19 protein-coding genes are annotated in these 26,293 nt (G+C 33.8%); 15 read left to right on the top strand and 4 right to left on the bottom strand.

The genetic code is table 11. The features are described from left to right. On the bottom strand, window positions 1–2,466 hold the full coding sequence (locus EV196_RS16730; RefSeq protein ID WP_132218928.1) for a hypothetical protein: 2,466 nt from the start codon (window positions 2,464–2,466) through the stop codon (window positions 1–3). A gap of 263 nt (window positions 2,467–2,729) precedes the next feature. On the opposite strand from EV196_RS16730, the gene lepA reads away from it, so the two are divergent. The 5 genes from lepA (at window position 2,730) to EV196_RS16705 (ending at window position 11,908) form a co-directional block, all read left to right on the top strand. Further along, window positions 2,730–4,526, top strand: a complete 1,797-nt coding sequence (gene lepA / locus EV196_RS16725; protein ID WP_132218927.1) for a translation elongation factor 4 — start codon at window positions 2,730–2,732, stop codon at window positions 4,524–4,526. A gap of 249 nt (window positions 4,527–4,775) precedes the next feature. Next, on the top strand, window positions 4,776–6,182 hold the full coding sequence (locus EV196_RS16720; RefSeq protein WP_132218926.1) for a glycogen synthase: 1,407 nt from the start codon (window positions 4,776–4,778) through the stop codon (window positions 6,180–6,182). Window positions 6,183–6,188: 6 nt separating this feature from the next. Continuing rightward, window positions 6,189–7,454 carry a glucose-1-phosphate adenylyltransferase gene (locus EV196_RS16715; protein ID WP_132218925.1) on the top strand — a complete coding sequence of 422 codons (1,266 nt, stop codon included), beginning with the start codon at window positions 6,189–6,191 and terminating at the stop codon, window positions 7,452–7,454. A 2-nt stretch (window positions 7,455–7,456) separates the two neighbouring features. Beyond that, window positions 7,457–9,364: a 1,4-alpha-glucan branching protein GlgB gene (gene glgB, locus EV196_RS16710; protein ID WP_132218924.1), complete on the top strand. Its 1,908-nt coding sequence runs from the start codon at window positions 7,457–7,459 to the stop codon at window positions 9,362–9,364. A 141-nt stretch (window positions 9,365–9,505) separates the two neighbouring features. Continuing rightward, window positions 9,506–11,908 (top strand): glycoside hydrolase family 31 protein, encoded by a 2,403-nt coding sequence (locus EV196_RS16705; RefSeq protein WP_132218923.1) that lies wholly within the window; start codon window positions 9,506–9,508, stop codon window positions 11,906–11,908. Window positions 11,909–11,913: 5 nt separating this feature from the next. Here EV196_RS16705 and EV196_RS16700 read toward each other — a convergent pair whose 3' ends face one another. Beyond that, entirely contained in the window at window positions 11,914–13,761 is a 1,848-nt protein-coding gene (locus EV196_RS16700; protein WP_132218922.1) for a cation:proton antiporter, read from the bottom strand. A gap of 256 nt (window positions 13,762–14,017) precedes the next feature. After that, a complete protein-coding gene (locus EV196_RS16695; protein ID WP_132218921.1) occupies window positions 14,018–14,329 on the bottom strand; it encodes a DUF202 domain-containing protein in 312 nt (103 codons plus the stop codon). Between the two features lie 213 nt (window positions 14,330–14,542). Between EV196_RS16695 and EV196_RS16690 the strand changes: the two genes are divergently transcribed. The 10 genes from EV196_RS16690 to EV196_RS16645 all read left to right on the top strand — a co-directional run bounded on the left by EV196_RS16690 (window position 14,543) and on the right by EV196_RS16645 (window position 25,408). After that, on the top strand, window positions 14,543–15,403 hold the full coding sequence (locus EV196_RS16690; RefSeq protein WP_132218920.1) for an MBL fold metallo-hydrolase: 861 nt from the start codon (window positions 14,543–14,545) through the stop codon (window positions 15,401–15,403). Between the two features lie 27 nt (window positions 15,404–15,430). Beyond that, window positions 15,431–17,038, top strand: a complete 1,608-nt coding sequence (locus EV196_RS16685; RefSeq protein WP_132218919.1) for a S8 family peptidase — start codon at window positions 15,431–15,433, stop codon at window positions 17,036–17,038. Between the two features lie 110 nt (window positions 17,039–17,148). Continuing rightward, a complete protein-coding gene (locus tag EV196_RS16680; protein ID WP_132218918.1) occupies window positions 17,149–18,975 on the top strand; it encodes a M1 family metallopeptidase in 1,827 nt (608 codons plus the stop codon). 395 nt (window positions 18,976–19,370) lie between these two features. After that, on the top strand, window positions 19,371–20,522 hold the full coding sequence (locus EV196_RS16675; protein WP_132218917.1) for a hypothetical protein: 1,152 nt from the start codon (window positions 19,371–19,373) through the stop codon (window positions 20,520–20,522). An 89-nt stretch (window positions 20,523–20,611) separates the two neighbouring features. After that, the gene (locus EV196_RS16670) at window positions 20,612–20,941 is read left to right on the top strand and encodes an ArsR/SmtB family transcription factor (RefSeq protein ID WP_132218916.1); all 330 of its coding nucleotides are present in this window, start codon (window positions 20,612–20,614) and stop codon (window positions 20,939–20,941) included. A 49-nt stretch (window positions 20,942–20,990) separates the two neighbouring features. Beyond that, complete coding sequence (locus EV196_RS16665) at window positions 20,991–21,458, top strand: DUF6428 family protein (protein WP_132218915.1); 468 nt, start codon at window positions 20,991–20,993, stop codon at window positions 21,456–21,458. Window positions 21,459–21,482: 24 nt separating this feature from the next. Beyond that, window positions 21,483–22,115 (top strand): arsenate-mycothiol transferase ArsC, encoded by a 633-nt coding sequence (locus EV196_RS16660; protein WP_132218914.1) that lies wholly within the window; start codon window positions 21,483–21,485, stop codon window positions 22,113–22,115. A 1-nt stretch (window position 22,116) separates the two neighbouring features. Further along, window positions 22,117–23,181 carry an ACR3 family arsenite efflux transporter gene (gene arsB, locus EV196_RS16655; protein WP_132218913.1) on the top strand — a complete coding sequence of 355 codons (1,065 nt, stop codon included), beginning with the start codon at window positions 22,117–22,119 and terminating at the stop codon, window positions 23,179–23,181. A gap of 202 nt (window positions 23,182–23,383) precedes the next feature. After that, entirely contained in the window at window positions 23,384–23,767 is a 384-nt protein-coding gene (rnpA, locus tag EV196_RS16650; protein ID WP_132218912.1) for a ribonuclease P protein component, read from the top strand. Window positions 23,768–23,773: 6 nt separating this feature from the next. Continuing rightward, the gene (locus tag EV196_RS16645; protein ID WP_132218911.1) at window positions 23,774–25,408 is read left to right on the top strand and encodes a S41 family peptidase; all 1,635 of its coding nucleotides are present in this window, start codon (window positions 23,774–23,776) and stop codon (window positions 25,406–25,408) included. A 25-nt stretch (window positions 25,409–25,433) separates the two neighbouring features. Here EV196_RS16645 and EV196_RS16640 read toward each other — a convergent pair whose 3' ends face one another. Further along, window positions 25,434–26,180, bottom strand: a complete 747-nt coding sequence (locus EV196_RS16640; protein WP_132218910.1) for a YoaP domain-containing protein — start codon at window positions 26,178–26,180, stop codon at window positions 25,434–25,436. Window positions 26,181–26,293: the final 113 nt, after the last annotated feature.

Genomic DNA, 26,293 nt, shown 5'->3' with positions numbered 1-26,293 from the left:
CTATCTTTTCACACTATAACTACTATGCACAACAACAGGAATACCCGTTGCTGTTATACCTTCTAAACTTACATTTATTGTAGTTTCAACCTCAGTATTATAATAATTTGCTTCAGAAACACCTGTTTGGTCTGGGTGTATATACGGGTTCCAATATAATGTATTACGTACCGCCGTTGTATTATCCCTTTCTAGTGATATTACATTAGGCTCGGGCGAATAAAAAACACGGGCATCATAAAATCCATCTATTACTTCTGAAATGGAGTTAAATGTATTTTTTGAAGTATTAGAGCGCTCTTCTTTTGTATAAATATTTATAACACCATTTCGTCCTTGGTTACCATATATCATAGTAGAAACAGCACTATTATCATATTCTATTTTTAGGACATCATCAGGCATAATACCTCTTAAATAATCAAGTACAAATATAGCTCCATCATAATCTGGATCTGGGTCTAGTATAATGTTTTGGTTAACTACTATAAGAGCACCTCCCGTGTTTCTAGTAAATTTAACAGACTCGAAAGTGTTAGGATCAAGCGTAGGGATAGCATATCTAAACAAATCAAAAATATCTGTAAAACTAGGCGTTTTTTCATCTACAACAAAACCTCTAAATAAATTGCTATTCATGCTTTCTATGGGGTTAGGTTTTTTTGCAATAACTTCTATTTCATCCAATATATTTTCGGGTGCCACACCATTCATCACATACTTTTTATAAATGGTTTCTTCTATGGTATTTAATTCTGGCTCAAAATTAGAAATATTTCTTCCTTTAAAATCGACGGCCATGGGTGATTGATTGAGTGAATCTAATACAAGCATACCGCTACTTTTCCATTTGTCGTTTTTGGAGTTTAAATATATTTTAGTTTTTCCAAAAAAAGCTAGATCTTTAAATAGAAACTTTCCGTCGGAATCGGTTAGGGTTCTAAGTCCGTTCAAACCTCTTTTGCTAAATACCGTTAAAGAAACATTATAATTTTCTTTAGGTTTATCTCCAAATAGCGCTTTTACTCTCCCAGAAACGGTTAATCCATTTTCTTTTTTAAAACCTAAAGAATCGGTTACTTTTGGAAGTGTTTTCCATAAAAAATCGCGCCACCCTTGTGTTAAAAGCAATAAATCTAAATATTCTAAACGTTTTGGGTTACTTGGGTTAAAATAATAGCCTGGGTTATTTACACGTCCTCTAATATCAGACTCCATTAAAAAATATGAGCTAATGCTAATGCCATAATTTTCAAGGTTAGTTGCACCATTTGTATCCCAACAACTTAAAGAATAACTAGCTGGCACAGTACTTCCTTCTTTTGTTTTAGACGATACGTTAACAGTTACTTTTTCCAAAGGTTCATACTGTTTTTTATCGGTAGTTAAGGTTACTTCTACGTCTTGCTCTTTTTCAATATATAGTAATCGTTCGCTTTGCGGTTTTAAATTAGCATCGTATAATGTAATCTGACTAATGCCTTCGGGAAAATCGGTTTTAGGCAATTCAAAAGCCGCTACAGTTTCTGAAAGTTGAAATATATCTTCAAAATACTTAACACCTCTTGTTGTGCCAATTACTGCGAGCGTTGCATTTGGTTGTTTCAAGATCGTTTCATCGTTTGTTCTTACCGATACAAAAACCCTATCATCAATGTTTTTTATTTGCAGCACAAACCCTTGGTCATTTACTTTGGGAAGTTGCGTTTCTATTTCTTTTCCTTTTGAAGATATTACGGCGTGGTATTGCTTGCCTTTAATGGGTGTTAATTGAAATTTTCCCATACCATCATGAAGACTTCCAAAAAAAGCGACCATATCTCCGGTAGAATCTACCACCTTACCTTCCACCTCTATGGGGTTGCCATGGGCATCAACCGCTTTAAATGCTACCATGCTTTGTACATTATTTAAAAGCGAACCGCCTTCGGGAAAAAACTGCAAATTAAACGTGTTTTTTAAAACTTCTTTGGTTTTACTCGCTACTGGTTTTGATGCTATTGCTTTGGTTTCTTTATCTTTTTCTTTTTCAAAAACATCTATAATTTCAATCTCTTTTTTAAAAACAAAATCGTTGTCAAAATTTCTGCTATAATTGGTATATGCCCTAATTTGGTAAATACCTGGTTTTACTCCCTCGGAATCGGATAGTACAAAATCACCATGTCCCAATCCACCTTCCAAAAAAGTTTTGTTACGTGCAATTATTTTTGAATCGGGCGAAATTAATTCAACATATAAAATATTGCTTTCATTAAAAAGTATATGGTTATAGGCGTAAACAGTGTACGCTTTATACCATAAGGACTCCCCTAATGTATACGTTGTTCTATCGGTATGCACATATATTTTTTCGATACTTGGAATGGACTTTTTTTCTTGGGCATACAACAAGGTTGTTGCTAATACAGCTATTAAAAGACTATTTAATAGTTGTTTTGCTAGATCATTTAAAAAATTAATCATGTAGTTTGGTTGGTTTTAATTTAGTTGCATTCTATAATAACTGAAACTAATAGACTCTAAAATTAGATAAAAGTTTAATTTTTTACAGAAAAAAATATCAAAATAGTATTACAAATTTTATACCAAAAAATCATGATTTGGGTTTAAAAACAACATATATAAATTAATCTGATGGGATATAGTGTAATTTACATGTATGCAATCTTTCAGCCTCATTTAAAAACATCTATATTTGCAAATTAAATTAGGATAGAATTTCCTTTATGAAGAACATTAGAAACTTTTGCATTATTGCACATATTGACCACGGTAAGAGTACTTTGGCAGACCGTTTATTGGATTTCACAGGCTCTGTGACTGAAAGAGAAAAACAAAATCAGTTACTAGATAATATGGATTTGGAACGCGAACGTGGTATTACCATTAAATCACACGCCATCCAAATGGACTATACCTATAAAGGGGAACAATATGTTTTAAATTTAATTGATACTCCGGGTCACGTCGATTTCTCTTATGAAGTTTCACGTTCCATCGCTGCATGCGAAGGTGCTTTACTTATAGTTGATGCAGCACAAAGTATACAAGCACAAACTATTTCAAATTTATATTTGGCTTTAGAAAACGATTTGGAAATTATTCCGGTTTTAAATAAAGTAGATTTACCAAGTGCTAATCCAGAAGAAGTTACCGATGATATTGTTGATTTATTAGGCTGTAAACCCGAAGATATTATTCACGCTAGTGGAAAAACAGGTTTTGGTGTCGATAATATTTTAGCAGCTGTAATTGAACGTATTCCTGCGCCTAAAGGAGATCCAAATGCACCACTTCAAGCTTTAATTTTTGACTCTGTTTACAACACGTTTAGAGGGATTGAAACCTATTTTAGAGTTTTTAATGGTGAAATTAAAAAAGGCCAAAAAATAAAATTCGTTGCGACAGATAATGAATATTATGCCGATGAAGTGGGTACTTTAAAATTAACACAAGTAGCCAAACAATCTGTAAAAACAGGCGATGTTGGTTATTTAATTACTGGTATTAAAACCGCTAAAGAAGTTAAAGTTGGTGATACCATTACAGATTTTAATAACCCAACCACCAATATTGTTGAAGGTTTTGAAGATGTAAAACCGATGGTTTTTGCAGGTATTTACCCTGTTGATACTGAAGATTATGAAGAATTGCGTAGCTCAATGGAAAAACTACAATTAAATGATGCATCTCTGGTATTTATTCCAGAAAGTTCGGCAGCATTAGGTTTTGGTTTCCGTTGTGGGTTCTTGGGCATGCTTCACATGGAAATTATCCAAGAACGTTTAGAACGCGAGTTCGATATGACGGTGATTACCACCGTTCCCAACGTATCGTACCACGCATTTACAAACAAAAACCCAGACGAGGCTTTTATTGTAAATAACCCATCAGACTTACCAGATCCTTCAACCGTTAACCGTGTTGAAGAACCTTATATAAAAGCAACCATCATTACAAAATCCGATTTTATTGGGAATGTGATGTCGTTGTGTATTGAAAAACGTGGTATTGTAACCAATCAAACCTATTTAACCACCGAACGTGTTGAATTGACTTTTGAAATGCCCCTAGCAGAAATTGTATTCGATTTTTACGATCGATTGAAAACCGTTTCAAAAGGCTATGCATCGTTTGATTATCACCCAATTGGCATGAAAGTCTCTAAATTGGTACGTTTGGATATTTTATTGAATGCACAACCTGTAGATGCTCTTTCCGCTTTAATACATGCCGATAATGCTCAAAACATTGGTAAAAAAATGTGCGAGAAATTGAAGGAGTTAATTCCACGTCAGCAATTCGATATTCCTATTCAAGCCGCAGTTGGTGCCAAAATTATTTCGCGTGAAACCATTAAGGCACTTCGTAAAGATGTGACAGCTAAATGTTATGGTGGTGATATTTCACGTAAACGTAAACTTTTAGAGAAACAAAAGAAAGGCAAAAAACGTATGCGACAAGTTGGTAACGTAGAAATACCTCAGCAAGCATTTATGGCGGTTTTGAAATTGAATGATTAAAATCAATTAAACCATCAAGATTTATTATATAGTAGTATCATTATTAAAAGCTTCAATTTTCATTGAAGCTTTTTTTTATTATATAGTGAATCATCTTTGAATTATCAAAACTAAAAATCCCTAAACAGCTCTTTTTTTTATCAAAAATTTTGATTATTTCCATTTCTGTACTTTATTCTTTAAAAATACAATTTCAACAAAGTTATTAACAATTATTTTGTAAGTTTATAGACCAAGCAAAATTATTCTATGACAATTATCCACATAAGTGCAGAATGCTACCCAGTTGCCAAAGTAGGCGGGCTTGCCGATGTTGTAGGGGCTTTACCAAAATATCAAAATAGTCCCGATATAACTTCGCAAGTTATCATGCCTTTTTATAACAATAAGTTTACTAAAGAAAATGTGTTTACAACTATTTATAGTAACCAAATTTCTTTAGGGAACAGACTCATCGATTTTAACGTGTTAATGCTAAAGGAAAAACCTTTAGACTTTGATATTTTTTTTATAGACATCCCTGAATTATTATTTAAAGACTATGTGTATTCATCAGACGATACCGAGCGCTTTTTAGGGTTTCAAATAGCCATTCTCGATTGGCTATTGGTTTGGGAAAAATACCCAGATATCATTCATTGTCATGATCACCATACGGGGTTAATTCCGTTTATGCTTCAAGAAAGTTACAAGTATGAAGCTTTTAGGAAAATACCAAACATATTAACCATTCATAATGCGCAATACCAAGGCTGGTTCCCGCATTTAAAAGTAGGCTTAATTCCGCCATTTAATTTTAACCATGTTGGGTTATTAGATTGGGGTGGTACCATAAACCCGTTAGCAGCTGCCATAAAATGCGCTTGGCATGTTACTACCGTATCGCCAAGTTATATGGAAGAGTTAAAACTTGCTGCAAACGGACTAGAAAGTTTGTTAAGCAGTGAAAGCGACAAATGTTCGGGCATATTAAACGGTATTGATACCGATGTTTGGAATCCAGAAACCGACCATTATATTGTAAAAAATTATAACATTAAAACAGTTAAAGCCGGTGCAGATGCCAATAAAAAATATTTGTGCGACACTTTTAATCTAGATTTTGAAAAACCACTTTTTGCCTTTATTGGCAGGTTAGTTGGCGAAAAAGGATCTGATTTATTCCCTCAAGTATTTAAACAGGCACTACAAAACAACAACATAAATATATTATTGCTAGGTTCTGGAAATCCTTTTGTTGAAGAAGAGTTAAAAACGCTAAAAAATGACTATATTGGTACATACAATGCCTATATAGGTTACGACGAAAAACTATCGCATATTATTTATGCTGGCGCCGATTTTTTACTCATGCCTTCTCGTGTAGAACCTTGCGGTTTAAATCAAATGTACGCTTTACGCTACGGCACCATTCCTATTGTTAGAAGCATTGGTGGTTTAAAAGATACAGTTATAGATATTTCAAAAGAAAATGGATTCGGTATTTGCCACAATAATGTATCTGTTTTAGAGATAACAAAAGCGATTGATAGAGGGGTAGCACTTTATGAAAATCAATCGGAATACAAAAAAATACGAAAATCAATCATGGAAATAGACCACTCATGGCATGTTTCAGCAGAAGAATACATAAAATTATATAAATCCATAAACTAACTAATTATGATCAATAACAAGGTTCTAGCCATCATTTTAGGTGGCGGTCAAGGTTCTAGACTACACCCATTAACAGAAGAACGCTCTAAACCAGCAGTACCAATTGCAGGTAAATATAGGTTAGTAGATATTCCTATTTCCAATTGTATCAACGCAGATATTAAACGCATGTTTGTTTTAACGCAGTTTAATTCAGCATCACTAAACCGTCACATTAAAGACACATATCATTTTAGTTTTTTTAGTAGTGCCTTTGTTGATGTATTGGCTGCAGAACAAACCCCAGGAAATAAAGGATGGTTCCAAGGAACTGCCGATGCCGTTCGCCAAAGTATGCACCACTTTTTAAGACATGATTTTGAATATGCTTTAATACTATCGGGCGATCAACTTTATCAAATGGATTACGATAAAATGATTGAGGCCCACGAAAAAAGTAACGCTAAAATTTCAATAGCTACCATACCTGTAAACGCTAAAGACGCTACTTCTTTTGGTATTTTAAAAGCGAATGATGAAAATGTAATAACATCATTTATTGAAAAACCAGATGCTAGTTTATTACCAGATTGGACCTCTGAGGTTAGCGACGAGATGAAGCAAGAAAACCGTAACTATTTGGCCTCTATGGGTATTTATATTTTTAATAGAGACCTTTTGGTTGAGCTAATGAACAACCCATCGACCATTGATTTTGGTAAAGAAATTATTCCGCAGTCCATTCATGCACATAAAACATTAAGCTTTCAATATGAAGGATACTGGACTGATATAGGTAATATCGATTCGTTTTTTGAAGCGAACATTGGTTTAACGGATGATATTCCTAAATTCGATTTATACGATAAAACAAAACGCATCTATACACATGCCCGCATGCTGCCTACCACAAAAATAGCTGGTACTACTTTAGAAAAAACAGTTATTGCCGAAGGTTGTTTAATTGCTGCTTCAAAAATTGAACAATCCGTTATTGGCGTTCGTTCCAGAATTGGTAAAGATTCTGTGGTAACACGAACCTATGTGATGGGTAACGATTTCTATGAAACACTTCTTGAAATCGATAAAAAGAAAATAGATATTTTAATGGGTATTGGCGAACGCTGTACTATTAAAAACGCCATACTGGATAAAAACTGTCGTATTGGAGACGATGTAAAAATTATTGGTGGCGACCATCTAGAAGATAAAGAAACAGACACTTACGCTATTAAAGAAGGCATTGTAGTAATTAAAAAAGGAGCAACCATCCCTAACGGATATGTAATTTAAATATGGCACAAGTAAAAGTTTATAGTCTATTTACAGACTTCGATATTAACCTTTTTAAAGCAGGTAAACACTATAGGCTTTATCAAAAATTTGGATCCCACCCTACAACTGTTGATGGGATTGAGGGCACGTACTTTGCAGTTTGGGCACCTAGCGCAAAACAGGTGTCTGTAATTGGCGATTTTAACTATTGGGCAGAAGGCGAACACCAATTAAATGTTCGTTGGGATAGTAGTGGTATTTGGGAAGGTTTTATACCCTTAGTGGGTAAAGGCACCGTTTACAAATACAAAATTGAAAGCCATAACAATGGTATAAAAACCGAAAAAGCAGATCCGTATGCACGCCGTTGCGAGCATCCGCCAAAAACTGCTTCTATTGTTTGGGACGATTCCTATAAGTGGAAAGATACCGATTGGATGAAAAAGCGCAAAAAAAACAACGCTTTAGATGCGCCATACTCGGTTTACGAAGTCCATTTAGGCTCATGGAAACGCCATATAGAAGAAGACCGTTTTTTATCGTATTATGAGTTGGCAGACGATTTGGTTACTTACGTTAAAGACATGAATTTTACACATGTAGAGCTCATGCCTATTATGGAATATCCTTACGATCCGTCCTGGGGCTACCAACTAACAGGCTATTTTGCGCCAACGGCACGATTTGGATACCCTGAAGAATTTAAATATTTGGTTGATAAACTGCATCAAAACGATATAGGTATCATTTTAGATTGGGTACCTTCTCATTTTCCAGAAGATGCACACGGTTTAGGCTTTTTTGATGGCTCATGTTTATATGAACATCCTGACAGGCGAAAAGGCTACCATCAAGATTGGAAAAGCCTAATTTTTAACTACGAAAGAAATGAAGTTAAATCGTTTTTAATTAGTAATGCTGCTTTTTGGATGGAACAGTACCATGCCGATGCCTTACGCGTTGATGCCGTAGCTTCCATGTTGTTTTTAGATTATTCCAGAGAAGATGGCGAATGGGAACCAAACATTTATGGGGGAAGAGAAAACCTTGCAGCCATTGAGTTTCTTAAAGAATTAAATCAAGAAATTTATGCTTCATTTCCAGATACACAAACCATTGCAGAAGAATCTACCGCATTTCCCGGTGTTTCAAAACCCGTATTTTTAGGCGGTTTAGGCTTTGGAATGAAATGGATGATGGGCTGGATGCACGATACCTTGGAGTATTTTGCCAAAGATCCTATTTATAGAAAATACCACCAAAACGACATTACCTTTAGTTTGGCCTACGTGTTTTCAGAAAATTTTATGCTACCGCTATCACATGATGAAGTAGTGTATGGTAAAAACTCTATTTTAGGCAGAATGCCAGGTGATGAATGGCAACGTTTTGCAAATCTTCGTCTGTTGTATGGCTATATGTTTACGCACCCAGGTACTAAATTATTGTTTATGGGTGGTGAATTTGGGCAATACAACGAATGGAATTTTCAAGAAAGCTTAGATTGGAATTTATTAGAATTTAAACCACATAAAGACTTTCAAAATTATTTTAAAGCATTAAACACATTCTACAAAAACACTCCTGCCCTATTTGAAAAAGGGTTCTCAGGTGAAGGTTTCGAGTGGATTAGTTATGATGACCATGAAAATTGTGTTATTTCATACATAAGAAAAGGTAATGTGGCTGAAGAAAATGTGGTTGTGGTATGCAATTTAACACCCGCCCATAGAGAGAAATATAAAATTGGTATTCCTGTGAAAGGGAAGCTAATTGAAGTTTTTAACAGCGATTCTGAAGAATTTGGTGGTAGCAACGTTTCAAATAAAAAAGAAATCACCATTAAAAAACAACCTTGGAACGGTAAAGAATATTCCGCAGAAATAACCTTACCTCCTTTAGCAGTGACTATTTTTCAATTTAAATAGAACAAAATTTTTAAGATATATTAAATTAACAGCTTGTAATATTGCTTATTATGTAATATTGCAAGTTGTTTTTTAGTAAAAACAAGCCATCTACATGTTTATTATTTAGTATTTTTGGCTTTTTTAATTATTACATTATTTATGATATTAAACACAGAATTAGAATATAAAGGGAACATGTTCCCGTCAAAAATAATTTCCTATAAAAAAAATCTAGATACATTATCGTTCACTGCTGAAAACAATGTAGTGCTACAGGTTACTGTACAACGTGACAGTATTTTAAGGTTTCGATATTCTACAACGGGTGTTTTTGATAAAGATTTTTCATACGCCATTACCAAATACGCCAGTAGAGGCTATAATTTTCTTGAAGTAACAGAAGATGTAGATAAATACATTATTACTACTTCAAAAATTACTTGTCATATCGCAAAATTGGATATGAGAACAGCAATTTACGATGTTAAAGATAATACTCTTATTTGCGAAGATGAATTAGGTTTTCACTGGGAAGAAAGTTATGAGCTTGGTGGCGATATTGTTAAAATGTCTAAAACAGCACAAGAAGGCGAAAGTTATTATGGTTTAGGTGATAAACCTGTTGATAACAACCTAAAAGGCAAACGTTTTGAAAATTGGGTAACCGACTCTTACGCATACGGTAAAAATACAGATCCCATTTATAAGGCTATTCCGTTTTATACAGGGTTGCACCATAAGAAATCGTACGGAATCTTTTTTGACAACACTTTTAGAACCTTTTTCGACTTTTGTAACGAACGTAGAAACATCACAAGTTTTTGGGCACAAGGTGGTGAAATGAATTATTATTTCATTTATGGCCCTCAAATGACCGATGTAGTTTCTTATTACACCGATTTAACAGGAAAACCACACGAATTACCTGCTTTATGGACCTTAGGATACCACCAATGTAAATGGAGTTATTATCCAGAAGCCAAAGTAAAAGAAATTACAGGCAAATTTAGAGAACTGCAAATACCTTGCGATGCCATTTATTTGGATATCGACTATATGGAAGGCTTTAGATGCTTTACTTGGAGCAAAGAATACTTCCCCGACCCGAAAAGAATGGTAAAAGAGTTGGCAGATGATGGTTTTAAAACCATAGTTATTATCGACCCAGGAATTAAAATCGATAAAGAGTATTCGGTTTTCCAAGAGGGTATGGATAAAGATTATTTCTGCAAACGTGCCGATGGCCCTTACATGAAAGGTAAAGTGTGGCCAGGAGAATGTTATTTCCCAGATTTCACTAATCCTGAAGTTCGCGAATGGTGGTCTGATTTATTTAAAGAATTGGTTGAGGATATTGGTGTTAAAGGCGTATGGAACGACATGAACGAGCCTGCGGTAATGGATGTGCCAGGTAAAACGTTTCCAAATGATGTAAGACACGATTATGATGGAAATCGCTGTAGCCACAGAAAAGCACATAACGTTTATGGAATGCAAATGGCAAGAGCAACTTATCAAGGTTTAAAAAAATTCGCTTACCCTAAAAGACCTTTCGTTATTACAAGAGCAGCTTATTCCGGTACACAACGCTACACGTCTAGCTGGACGGGTGATAACGTGGCAAGTTGGGAACACTTAACCATCGCAAATATTCAAGCGCAACGTATGTGTATGTCTGGGTTCTCGTTTATAGGATCGGATATTGGTGGTTTTGCGGAACAACCTAATGGCGAATTGTATGCCCGCTGGATTCAGTTAGGTATTTTTCATCCATTTTGTAGAACGCACTCATCTGGAGACCACGGAGACCAAGAACCTTGGGCTTTTGGAACCAACATAACTAACATTGTTAGAAAGTTTATAGAAATAAGATATCAACTTTTACCTTACTTGTATACTGCTTTTTGGAGATACGCCAATGAAGGTGTACCAATATTAAAATCACTTGTTTTATTCGACCAAACAGATACCCATACCCATTATAGAAATGATGAATTTATTTGTGGTGAAAAAATACTTGCATGCCCAATTACAGAACCTAACGCTAAAGGAAGACGTATGTATTTCCCTGTTGGAAACTGGTATAGTATGTGGAACGATGAATTGTTTGAAGGTGGTCAAGAACTTTGGGTAGAAGCAGATTTAGATAGTATGCCTATTTTTATTAAAGAAGGTGCCATTATACCAAAATATCCTATACAACAATATGTTGGTGAAAAACCGATTGATGAGCTCGTTTTGGATGTGTATTATAAAGAAGGTGAAGAAACATCTCAAGTTTTTGAGGATGCTCAAGATGGTTATGATTATATTAAAGGTAGATACAGCTTAAGAGACTTTAAACTAGTTGGAAAAGAAAGTTCTGTTATAATACAACAGTTTAAATCGGGCAAATATATAACACCTTACGAAACGTTAAAGATAAAATTCCATGGGTTACCATTTAAAATTTCTAAAATTCAAATAGATAATGAAGATGTTTTATTTGAAGATGTAAAACTTAATGGCGACAATACTATAATTGTAAGCAAAGAATTTACAGAGCTTCATATTGTAGCTTAAATAATTTACATACCTCTTTTAGGTTTATTATTAGAAAAAGGCTTTCCAAGATATACTAATTGGTAGCCTTTTTCTATTTTATCTATAGCCTTGTTATGTGAAGAAATAATTTCTAAAACACCACGCTTGTCTTTAACCAGCAAAGGAATGATATCTTCATCATTATTTGTTATTTCAATCAATTCATTATAATGCGCTTTATCTTTTAGTTCAATTTCATGAATTTTAGGATATTTTCTAGAAACTTCGGTTAACGAAATATAATCGTTTTTTATCGAAAATAAACCTTCTTCTGGGTTGTTTTCAATATTGTTTATTTCACCAACCGTAATAAGCCTGTAAGCACCACTTTCTCCAAAATGAGCAGAAAATTTGTTGATGGCATATTTATTAATATCTGAACTTCCTGTTAATGCCATTAAAAAACCTACATCATTCAATTCAATATTATCCTCTAAAATATCAGAATAAATATCTGTATTCATGGCTTCAAGTCCATCTTCTTGTGCTAATTGTATATTGGTTTGGTTACTGTCAATTAAAACAACATGCCTCCCATTATCTTCCAAATAACGTCCAATAAGTCTAGGAAACAATGAAGCTCCTACTATTAAAATACCTTCAGACCTTTTAAGAAAAACACCTATTAATTTTGAAAATGGACGTGCGGTAGTGGCATTTAACAATACGGTGCCTAATACAATCATAAATACCAACGGTGTTATATATTGGGCTCCTTCAACACCTTGTTTTAATAATTTACTTCCAAAAAGCGATGCGATACCCGCAGCCACAATACCTCTGGGACCTACCCAACTTATAAAAAGCTTTTCATTAAACTTTAATGTGGAACCTATGGTACATAAAAAGACACTTAGCGGCCTTATGACAAATACAACCGTACCGAAAAGTGCCAATGTTTTCCAGGTGTAAAGCAGCATTAAATCTTCCATATTGATGTTGGCTGCTAGTAAAATGAACAATATAGAAATAAGTAACACGCTTAAGGATTCTTTAAAGTAAAGCAGTTCTTTTATATTATCCAGCTTTCCATTTCCTAGAACCATACCCATAACCACAACGGCCAATAATCCTGATTCGTGAGCAAAAACTTCAGATTCCACAAAAACCAATAACACAGTTGAAAGTGATACTACATTTAAAAGATAATGAGGTATAAAATTCTTATTAATGGCAAAAGCCAGTGCATGGGCGAATGTAAAGCCAAAAGTGGTTCCGAAAAGGACAATTTTACCAAATTCTATTAGAGCTGTTCTTGTAAATCCACTATCGCCTTCAACACTTATAAACTCGAATACCAATACGGCTACTAAAGCGCCAATAGGGTCTATTAAAATGCCTTCCCATTTTAAAACGGTTGATACATCTTTTTTTAATGGAATATTCCTTAAAATGGGTGTTATAACGGTGGGTCCCGTTACAATAATTAAACCTGCGAACAAAAACGATATATCCCAACTTAAATTAAAAAGAAAATGGGCCAATACTCCCGATGAAAAAAAAGTGACTACCGAACCTAACGTGATTAATTTAGTAATTACGGGACCTACATTTTTTATTTCTGAACGTTTTAATGTCAAGCCTCCTTCAAAAAGAATAATACTAATGGCCAAAGACACAAAATAGAACAAACCATCACCCGGAAATAAGCCTTTTGTACCATTCCAAACGGGTTCTATCCACTTACTTCCGTCAGCATTAATGTAGGTAGATGCAATAGGGCCTACAAGCAATCCAATCAATATTAGAGGTAATATCGCTGGAATTTTTAACTTCCAAGCAACCCATTGGGCCAAAATTCCTAAAATAATAATGCCTGCTAGTTCTATCATACGTTCAATTTTGGCGTTAAATTACTAATTTTTATTCTATTTAAAATGCCAATAACCTCACATAGCATGCTTTTTAATTATTATAACATACAGGGCCATTTATAATGGTTTTTGATATTTAACCATATAATGAACTATCATTTTAACAAAAAACAAGTCTTTATATTAAATTAAAAAACTAAAAGGAAAAATAAGGAGCATTAAAAGAAGCTGTTAACCAAATAATTACATTTAAAGATGTTTAATTATAAAAAAATCAATTATCTTCTTTTTTTTCTGAAAGATAATACAATCTTTTTAAGCTTTTCTTTAGAAGTGTGAATCGATAAATTCCAATCACAAAAAAAAGGGCACTAAAAAAAAGTGATACAAAGGCTAAATACTTAAAATTCGGAAAAATTTCTAATTGAAAAAAAGCAATACCGCCCAACAATAAATAAAGTGAAGACCGAATATAAGAAAGCAAAGTACGCTCGTTAGCCAATCGAGTACGCTCAATAGCTAGATAATCTCTTAAAATAACCTCTTCATCAGGCTTAAAATCACGCCCAAACCGCAAAAGAGTCATTTTTTTTATTTTTAATGGGGTCTCAATAATCTGTTTTATTGACATTCTTTAAAATAATTTTTATAAATCTAATTGATTTTTTAAAGGTTTCAAAAGAATGTTTATTCAAATTATTCAAATGAAATGTTAAAAAAGTCTAATAAATTTAATGATTTCCAACTTATCAGTTACGTTTTTAGTAATTTGCAAGACATTTTTCTATAAAAGCCCTAAATGCAATTATACCCCATAGAATCTGGAAATTTTAAACTTGATGGCGGCGCCATGTTTGGCGTTGTACCAAAATCGTTATGGCAAAAAACAAACCCTGCCGATGCCAATAATATGATTGACATTGCAGCCCGTTGTTTACTTATTGAAGAAGGCAATAGGCTTATTTTGATCGATACAGGCATGGGCAACAAACAATCGAGCAAGTTTTTTGGCTACTATCACATGTGGGGAGACCATACTTTAGATAGCTCGTTAAAAAAACATGGCTTTCATCGTGATGATATTACCGACGTATTTTTAACCCACTTACATTTCGACCATTGTGGTGGTAGCATCAAATGGAATAGTGATAAAACGGGTTATGAGACTGCATTTAAAAACGCCCATTTTTGGACTAATAACGACCATTGGCAATGGGCCGTTAAACCCAATAACCGCGAAAAAGCATCGTTTTTAAAAGAAAACATTCTACCAATGCAGGAATTCGGACAGCTTAAATTCACATCGCTTCCAAGTGAAGATACTCTTATGAAATCTGAACTTGGTTTCGATATTTTCTTTGCAGATGGACATACCGATAAGCAAATGATTCCGCTTATCAAATACAAAGATAAAACCATCGCCTTTATGGCCGATTTACTGCCAACCGTTGGGCATTTACCAATACCCTATGTAATGGGTTATGACACCAGACCATTGTTAACGCTTAATGAAAAAGAAAAATTCCTTAATCTAGCAGCTTCAAACAATTTCTATTTATTTTTAGAACACGATGCCCACAACGAAATTATTACCGTAACTAATACCGAAAAAGGGGTTCGATTAAATGAGACCTTTACTTCGCAAGATATTTTCCTATAAAAAAGTGACTAATTCAAATACAAACACATGAAAACAATTAAAACATTATTGCTATCGGCTTTTGTAGCCCTTTTATTATCGGGCTGTGGAGGCACTGCCAATATTCTATCAACACCTCTTGAAAATATTGATAATTCGCCTTTAAAAGTTTCAGAATTAACTGAAAAAGAAAAACACAACTGGGGCCATCTGGATTTGGTGAAAGACACCATTCCTGGAATGAGTGTTGATAAAGCCTACGCCGAAATTATAAAAAACAAAAAAGGAAATACCGTTATTGTTGCTGTTATAGACTCTGGTATTGACATCGATCATGAAGATTTAGATGATGTTATTTGGACCAATAAAGGTGAAATACCAAATAACGGAAAAGACGACGACAACAATGGGTATATAGACGACGTACACGGATGGAATTTTTTAGGTGATGGTTATGACGAACAATTGGAATATGTACGCATACTAGCAAGTGGAGATACTAAAAATCCAGATTACGCTAAAGCGGAAGCTCTATACAATGAAGAATATGAAAAATGGTTAGGTAGAAAAACGCAATACGACCAAATTTACCAACAAATAAAATCTACCGACGACGTTCTAACAAAACATTTCGGCAAAAAAGATTATACTAAAGAAGAAGTAAAAGCTATAAAAACCGAAGACCAAGCGCTACTTCAAGCAACACAAGTTGCTAATTATATGTTCAGCAACGGTATGGATTCTATGGCTGATGCTTTAAAAGAAATTAGCGATGGTTTAGAAAGCATCAACGACCGTTTAAACTTTAATTTAAACAAAAATTTTAACGGACGTGTAAATGGTGACGACCCAAATAACATGAACAATAAATTTTACGGAAACGGAAACGTAAAACCTGTAAAGAAAAGCGAAAGTCATGGTACACACGTTGCTGGTATTATTGCTGCAGAACGTAACAACGGTAAAGGAGCCAATGGTGTTGCTAATAACGTAAAAATTATGAGCGTTAGAACCGTACCAAACGGTGATGAATATGATAAGGATGTTGCCTTAGCCATTCGTTATGCCGTAGATAACGGTGCAAAAGTAATAAATGGAAGTTTCGGAAAAAGTTTTTCACCACACAGCGATTGGGTACGTGATGCTATTAAATACGCAAGCGATAAAGATGTCGTGTTTGTACACGCTGCTGGAAATGATAGTGAAAACGTTGATGTTGCAAACAACTTCCCAGACGATAACGTAAATGGTGTAGAAGTATCTAATTCATATATTAGAGTGGGTGCTTTAGAGCCTAAATATGGTTCTAACATTATTGCAAGTTTTTCTAACTACGGAAAACAAAACGTAGATGTATTTGCTCCTGGAGCAAAAGTATATTCTACTACTCCAGAAAACGAATACGATACAAAAGGAGGTACTTCTATGGCTGCACCTGCCGTAGCTGGCGTAGCGGCTTTAATTCGCTCGTATTATCCAAAATTATCTGCTGCTCAAGTAAAACAAATTATTATGGATTCTGGCTTAACAATTAAAACTAAAGTAGTAGTTGGCGGAGACACTAGTAATGTAAAACCATTTGCAGATATTGTTAAATCTGGCAAAATTGTAAATGCTTATAATGCCTTAATTATGGCAGCTCAAACGTCTATGTAATTTTCAAAAATAGTTTATCATCAAAAATTATAAACCATTAAAAATAGATTCTGAAACAAATTCAGAATCTATTTTTTTATTATTTTAAACCTCACTTAAAATTTAACCAAATGAAACAAATCATTCTTTCCATAATTTGTATTTCGGCGTTATGGAATTGCAGTACGGCACAAACTGCCATATCCCCTACATCTCCAAACGCCATAAGCTCGTGCTATTGGCAACAACACGTCGATTATAAAATGGATATTGATATGGATGTAAAAACCTATCAATATAAAGGCAAACAAACTTTAGTCTATACCAATAATTCGCCCGATGTTTTAAACCGTGTATACTATCATTTATTCTTTAATGCCTTTCAACCAGGAAGCGAAATGGATGTGCGTTCACAAACTATTGCAGATCCAGACTCTAGAGTTGGAGACCGAATAGGAAAGCTTCAACCCAATGAAATTGGATACATTAAAGTGAATTCCTTAAAACAAAACGGCACCACTTTAAAACACGAAACTGTAGGCACTGTTTTAGAAGTAACTTTAGCAAAACCTATTCAACCAGGTGAAAGTGTGACGTTCGATATGGATTTTGATGGGCAAGTACCTTTACAAATTCGTCGTTCTGGTAGAAATAGCAGTGAAGGTGTGGCGTTATCAATGACGCAATGGTACCCTAAATTAGCCGAATACGATTTTGAAGGTTGGCATGCAGATCCTTATATTGGGCGTGAATTCCATGGTGTTTGGGGAGATTTTGATGTGAAAATTACCATCGATAAAAATTATATTTTAGGAGGTACGGGCTATTTAGAAAACCCTAACGATATTGGGTATGGTTACGAAACAACGGCCCTAAAAAAACAAAAGGGCAAAACACTTACATGGCATTTTGTAGCACCAAAAGTACATGATTTTACTTGGGCTGCAGACCCCGATTATATTCACGATACCATGCAAGTTCCTAACGGTCCTTTGCTTCATTTTTTCTATAAAAAAACACTATCGGAAGAATATAAAAGCAATTGGAAAAAAATGCAACCTAAAACGGTTGAGCTCATGCAATATTATAGCGAGCATATTGGCAAATATCCATTCAACCAATATTCGGTAATTCAAGGTGGTGATGGTGGTATGGAATATGCCATGTGCACATTAATTACCGGAGAAAGACGCTACGGTAGTTTAGTCGGCGTAACAGCACATGAGTTAGCCCACACATGGTTTCAATTTTTATTAGCCACCAACGAATCGAAACACGAATGGATGGATGAAGGTTTTACCAGCTATATAAGTGATTTAGCTATGAACGAGATTATGAAAGAAGGAAAAGAAAACCCAACTGAAAGTGCTTATAAATCGTATATAGCTTTAGCAAAATCGGGCGCTGAACAACCACTTACCACACATGCCGATAGATATAATTTTAATGGAACGTATGGTGCTTCTGCCTATAATAAAGGTGAAGTTTTTATAGCACAATTAGGCTACGTTATTGGTGAAGAAAACTTAAAGGAAACCTTAAAAAAATATTTTAACGATTTTGCTTTTAAACACCCAACACCAAATGATATTATACGCACTGCCGAAAAAGTGTCTGGTTTAGAGTTGGATTGGTATTTAACCGATTTTGCACAAACCACCAATACCATTGATTATGCTGTAAAAACCATAAAAGAAAACGCAATTACTTTAGAACGCCTAGGCTTAATGCCTATGCCTATTGATCTTACAGTAACATATGAAGATAATACTACTGAAGATTTTTACATCCCTTTACAAATGATGCGTGGTGAAAAACCAACAAGTGCCACCCTAGTAAACGATTGGGCTTGGGCATACCCTACTTATACATTTGAAACAAAAAAAACAGTGAAAAGTGTTGAAATAGATCCAAAAAATTTAATGGCCGATATTAATACAGATAATAATAAAAAATAGCGCTTTAGTATACTTATAAATTAAAGAGGCTGACTAAAAAGTGTTTTAGTATTTGCTTTGTCAGGTTGAGCCTGTCGAAACCATAATTGATTATCAGTAAGTTAAATATTTCGACAAGCTCAATATGACACAGAATGGCACTTTTTAGACAGCTTATTTTTTATCTGAAAAAAAATTACATTTGTTTAAATAAAAATATGCGATGAAAAAAATATGCTTATTGTTAATACTAACTGTTATATTTTCCTGGCATAATTCAGGTTCGAAAAATTCAGGTACCTTTTCAGGCACTATCACAAATAGTAATAATGAAGACATAATTATAACGTCTGGTGAATTTTACGTTCCTATAAAGAACTAGTTTTAAAAACTAAATACTATCAAAGCATATCTTTATGAAATCAGGAATATATTATTTTTTTTTCATGTTATGCATCACTACAGCAAATGCACAACTAAATTTGGGTAATTACCCAAGAACGTATTATCCACAGGTTTTCTTTGATAGTAATCAAGCAGAAAACGCCTTACAAAAAGGAGCATCTACAATTAAAGGAATGGCTTATGCTATTGATGTGGTTGCTGGTCAACGCGTTTTAGCAAGAGAGGGAACCTTGATCTTATTATTTCCTTATACCAATTATTTACACGAATGGCTAAACCTAACCAATAAAAATAAAAACAACATCCACTCTGTGTATTTGTTACCAGAAGTTTTCAATGTACGCAGAGAAACTACTACCGACCGTAATGGAAATTATTCTTTTTCGAATTTAAAACCTGGAAAATACTATATTGAAACTATTGTTGATTATAATGCAACCGCTCTAGAAACTACACAAACTGGAACATACAGTTTTTATAATATGGATCGATATGGGAATATGTCGGGCGGTAGCATACCCACTTACGGCATTTATTCATATCAATACGCTACCGCAAAACGCCTTTTCAAAGTAGTGGAAATTGAAAACAGCGGAGATGTAAAAAAAGCAAATCTAAAACCAACCGCATTAGTTCCATTTGTTGATTTAGATGTCGTTGGTGCCAAAACCAATGGCATAAAATGTTATGAAGAAAAAGGCGCCCTTAATGGAAATTGCATAACCTATCACACCAATGGTAAAGAAAAAATAAATGTAGAGTGGAAAAAAGGCTTATATGATGGCGCTTATAAGGAGTATTCTGAAAATGGAAATCTAATAGCTGAAGGCGAATTTAAAAAAGATTTTAAAATAAATGAATGGAAATATTATGATGGTATAACTGCCAAACTAACTGCCACTGAAAATTTCAAATTTAAAAATGATGCTAGTTTTTCTGAAGGATTAACTACATTTTATTACCCTAGCGGAAAAATAAAAGAAACCAATTTATATTTAAACGGAAAACTAAATGGAGAAGGTTTTGAATACTATGAAAATGGTAATTTGAAATCTAAATTTAAATATATAGATGGTTCTTTAAACGGACTCGTAGTTTATTACAATGAAAATGGAGAAAAAATAAAAGAAGAAAACTACAAAAATGGCAAGCCCATTAATTAAAATACTTTACTTAACACATTAAAATAATTATTTCTTTTTTTGCGAGTTCAAACATTAATCGTAATATTGCAATATAATAATAAAACAAAATGGGATTAACCAAAACAGAAATATTTACCGATTTACAAAACGAAATTGCACTGTTTGCTAAAGTTTTTGGACATCCTGCGAGAGTTGCCATTTTAGAACATTTGTTTAAAATAAACGCCTGTGTTTGTGGCGATTTAGTAAACGAAATTGGGTTGGCGCAACCTACCATCTCCCAACATTTAAAAGAATTAAAACATTTAGGCCTTATAAAAGGCAATGTAGAAGGTACAAGTGTTTGCTACTGCATTAACACAGAAAATTGGGCTAAAATGAAAGAAGTGATGCTTAAATTTTTAGATCAAGATCTTCCAAAAACAGATTGTTGTTAAAAAAATTTACAACCATTAATCGTATAATCGCAATAAATAAATATAAATTATGATACTATCAGAAGTTAAATCAGCTTTAAAGACATTGAACCAAATAGCGTTTCAATTACCAGATGGAACTTTAGTACCTAATCATTTTCATGTCACTGAAATTGGAGAAATAACCAAAAAATTTATCGATTGTGGCGGCACACTCCGTAATGAAACTGTTGTGAATTTTCAACTTTGGAATGCTAATGATTACGACCACAGACTGCATCCTGAAAAACTACTAAACATCATCGAACTTTCAGAAAAGGTATTAAACATTGAAAATTTAGAAATTGAAGTCGAATATCAAGGGCAAACAATTGAAAAATTTGGACTCGATTTTAACGGAGAAAATTTCTTGTTAACAACCAAGCAAACCGATTGTTTAGCAAAAGACAACTGCGGAATTCCTGCTGAAAAACCAAAATTAAAAATGGCAGATTTAACCAATCAACCTTGTTGCTCGCCAGACGGAAACTGTTGCTAAAATTAATATTTACAATACTACATAATGATAACAACTCAAACAACCCTATTTTCAGAAATTGAAAAAACGATTAAAAGTTTAAATCCTGAAACTATAACTGAAGAACGTAAAATTGTTTTACAACCATTAATAGATTTTATCCAGCAAAAAAACGCAACTGGAGACGCTATTAGAATCAACTTTATTTGTACTCACAACTCGCGAAGAAGTCATTTATCGCAAGTTTGGGCGCAAACCATGGCACATTTTTTCTATATAAAAAACGTGTTTTGTTATTCTGGTGGAACGGAAGCTACAGCATTATTTCCTGTTGCGGCACAAACCTTAAAAAATACTGGGTTTCAAGTTTTAACTATTTCAGAAGGAAAAAACCCTATTTACGCCATAAAATATGCTGGAAATGAGCATCCCATTATTGGTTTTTCTAAAAAATTAGATGATGATTTTAATCCAAAATCTGAGTTTGCAGCCATTATGACTTGCTCGCAAGCGGATGGTGGTTGTCCTTTTATTGCAGGTGCTGAAAAAAGAATTCCTATTACTTTTGAAGACCCAAAAGCATTTGATAATACACCACTTCAACTAGAAAAATATAAGGAAAGAAGTTTACAAATAGCTACCGAACTTTTTTATGTTTTCTCACAAATAAAAGCATAACATGGCAGCAAAAAAATTAAGCTTTTTAGATAAAAACTTAACCCTGTGGATTTTTATTGCCATGGCAATAGGGGTTGGTTTAGGTTATTTAATACCGTCGTTCCCAAATATTATAAATTCATTTAATTCTGGCACAACGAATATTCCCATTGCCATAGGGTTGATTTTAATGATGTATCCACCGTTGGCAAAAGTGAATTATAAACTATTACCTAAGGTTTTTAAAAACACAAAAATTGTAGGCGTTTCATTGCTTTTAAACTGGATAATTGGTCCGGTTTTAATGTTCTTATTGGCTATTATTTTTCTGAAAGATTATCCAGAATATATGGTGGGTTTAATTTTAATAGGTTTAGCCCGTTGTATTGCCATGGTTTTGGTTTGGAACGATTTAGCTGAAGGAAGCAGTGAATATGGTGCAGGTTTAGTGGCATTAAATAGCATTTTTCAAGTATTTGCGTATAGTTTTTATGCTTGGATTTTTATCACAGTTCTTCCACCGTATTTTGGGTTTGAAGGTGCCATTGTGGATATTTCAATTGCTACGATAGCTGAAAGTGTTGCTATTTATTTAGGAATTCCGTTTTTAATGGGAATTTTAAGTCGGGTTATTTTAGTGAAATTAAAGGGTGAAGATTGGTACACAAACACATTTATACCAACCATTTCACCTATGACGTTAATAGCACTTTTGTTCACTATTGTAGTCATGTTTTCATTAAAAGGCGAATTGATTGTTCAAATACCCATGGATGTTTTAATTATTGCGGTTCCGCTACTTATTTATTTCACCATCATGTTTCTTATTGGCTTTTTCTTTACCAAAGCCGCTGGAGCAGACTATGATAAAACCACAGCCGTAGCATTTACTGCTGCTGGCAATAATTTTGAATTGGCCATAGCAGTTGCCATCGCGGTTTTTGGGCTTAATTCCGGGCAAGCTTTTACGGGTGTTATTGGCCCATTAGTAGAAGTACCTGCTTTAATTTTATTAGTAAGAGTTTCTTTTTGGCTTCGGAAAAAATATTATGGAAACACAAAGTTCCAAACAGCAAAAATGGATTAAAACAGATTTTTATTTCAATAAAAAAGTTCAAAGAGGCTGTTTGAAAAGTCGAAATAAAATGTCATTACGAACGTAGTGAAGTAATATGTTTGTTGATTATCAACAATTTAAAGATTGCTTCGTACCTCGCAATGACGTAAAATAACACTTTTCAAACAACCTCTTTTTATTCATTATCTTTGAGTTTTTAAAACAAGTAACCTTGAAATTTACCTTCAACCAAAAAGAAAAACTTAAAAGCAAAAAACTCATTGAACAACTGTTTACCGAAGGTAAATCGGTTTCGGCTTTTCCGTTGCGTTTGGTATATTTACCAACCATTTTTGATGATGGTGTTTTGGTGAAAACGGGCGTTTCAGTTAGCAAACGACATTTTAAAACGGCCGTGGATAGAAACCGTATAAAACGTTTGATGCGAGAATCTTACAGATTGAATAAAGCAGTTCATTTTAACAATTTAACAGCATCGTATGCGTTTATGATTTTGTACATTGGGAAAGAAAAACCAACTTTAACCGAAATGCAAACCAGAATGAAGCAGCTTTTCGAAAAATTTTCAAAGAACATTTCCGAAGAAAAAAATTAATTAGCAATGAAGAATTTACTAAAAAAAAGAATCATAATCCCCGTTATAGCTTGTGTTTTGTTTTTAACAACTACAGCTTTCAAAAACGATTTTTTTGAAATAGCGAAGCAAATTGAAATTTTTACGACTCTTTTTAAAGAACTCAACATGAATTATGTTGATGAAACCAATCCGGGCGATTTAATGGATACCGCCATAAAAAGCATGTTAGCCGATTTGGATCCGTACACCAATTTTATGAACGAGCAAGATGTGGAAGCGGCAAGAATAAACAATACAGGCGATTATACGGGCATTGGTGCGAAAGTAAAAACCCTAAAAGATAAATTAGTAATTGTTGAGCCATACAAAAATTATCCTGCTGATAAAGCGGGTTTAAAAGCAGGCGACGAAATTATAAAAGTGGGCAATACCCTTATTGAAACATACAAAGAAGACGCTGGCGAATTACTTAAAGGAGCAACCGACTCCTCGGTAGAAGTAACCTTCAAACGCCAAGGAAAAACCCAAACAGCGACCATTAAACGTGCTGAAGTTGAGATAAAAGCAGTACCTCATTTTTCTATGGTTAATGCTAAAACAGGTTATATCGTTCTAAGCCGTTTTAATGATAAAGCATCTGCTGAAACTAATTACGCCCTGCGCGATTTAAAAGCTCAAGGTGCCGAACGTATTATTTTAGATGTTCGTGGTAACCCAGGAGGTTTACTTAATGAAGCCATAAATATTGTAAATTTATTTGTTCCTAAGGGGCAATTGGTTGTTACAACTAAATCGAAAGTTAAAAAATATAACAAAACCTATTACACTCAAAATGAGCCGATTGATACTGAAATTCCGTTAGTTATTTTAATTGATGAAGGTAGTGCCTCTGCCAGTGAAATTGTTTCGGGTGCGTTACAAGATTTAGATCGTGCCGTAATAGTTGGCTCCAGAAGTTTTGGTAAAGGCCTGGTGCAACGCCCTAAAGAACTGGTTTATGGAACGCAGGTTAAAATTACTATTTCGCGTTATTATACGCCTTCAGGTAGATGTATTCAAGCGTTAGATTATTGGCACAGAAACGAAAAAGGTGAAGCCGTAAGAGTAAAACAAGAAAATTACAACGAATTTAAAACCAAAAACGGTAGAAAAGTGTTTGATGGTGGTGGCGTGTTTCCAGATGTGAGTATTACTGCTACAAAAAATTCGACCATAATTAATGCTATTGTTGATAACGATTTAATTTTTAATTACGCTACCAACTATTATTACAATCACAATGTGAAAGAGGTGAACAATTTAAAGCTTACCGATGCCGATTTTTCAAATTTCAAAGACTATTTAAAAACGAATAACTTTTCATTTGTAACTGAAACCGAAAAAGCCTTAAATAAAGTTTTGGAAGCAGCTAAAAATGATGATTTGGATGATAATATTAAAACAGATTACAACGCGCTTATTTCAAATTTAAACAAATCCAAATTAAGCGTTATAGATGAAAATAAAGCCTATTTGCTTCAGCTAATAACCGAAGAAATTGTGAAACGTTATGTGTACCGTGAAGGGCTTTACGAGTACTATAAAATACACGATGCCGAAATTAAAAAAGCCACCGAAGTACTTGCTAGTCCAACAACCTATAATGGGTATTTAAAATAAAAAAGGATTGTTTATAAAGCTATTTTTATCCAATTAGTTTATCTAGATGTTTTTCAACTTTCATTTCTAAACTTACTAATTCACCTTTGTAAAAAACACTGTTAATAATCCATGGAATGGGCATATTTCTACCCGCTTCTTGCGATTTGATATTGTTTATTTCTATTGGTATATTTTTATCTTTTGCGTATGCTCTCAATAATTCATTTGTGTAATATTCCGTAAATGGACATGTGTTTGAATAAAAAGCTACAATACCGTTATTATTAACACATTTACCAGATTTTGCACTTTTCATAAATTTTGGAAATTCGGCATTCGGATTTGTTTTTAGCCCCCAAAGTTTAAAATAAGGTTTTGCTTCGTCAATGATTTCAAATCCATGATGCTTCAAAAATTTAGGATCGGTCATAAAAGGTCTTTTTTTATCGCTTGAAACAGCTACAATACCATCCATATCCTTGGAATCTGCCTTACATTGTTCCAATAATTTTTTCCCATTACCCATACCTTTAAACTGTCCTGATACCCAAAAACAATTTATAACCATAAAATTAGTTCCAATTAAAGGTAGCCAAGAGTTTTCTATGGTAACATATTCAATAAATACTTTGCCTCTAACGTCGACTTTCTGAAAATTATAACCGTTTTTAAATTCCTTTTTTAGCCATTCTTTCTTCTTTTCATAACCAATTTGACATTTTTTATCACTTATGGCACAACAAATATGCGTGTCGTTGATATTTTTATCGGTAAGTTTTAAAATTTCCATTTGTCCTTTTTCCAAAATTAAAATGAATACGTTTTTTAAATGCTGACAATTATCATAAACATAATGATAGTTAAAAACATATAATCAAATGCTTTACAACGTATTGTAAGTGT

This window comes from Mariniflexile fucanivorans, assembly GCF_004341235.1.
GTDB classification, from domain to species: Bacteria; Bacteroidota; Bacteroidia; order Flavobacteriales; family Flavobacteriaceae; genus Mariniflexile; species Mariniflexile fucanivorans.
The sequence above is the reverse complement of the archived record's forward strand: the minus strand, read 5'-3'. Positions and strand labels throughout refer to the sequence as shown.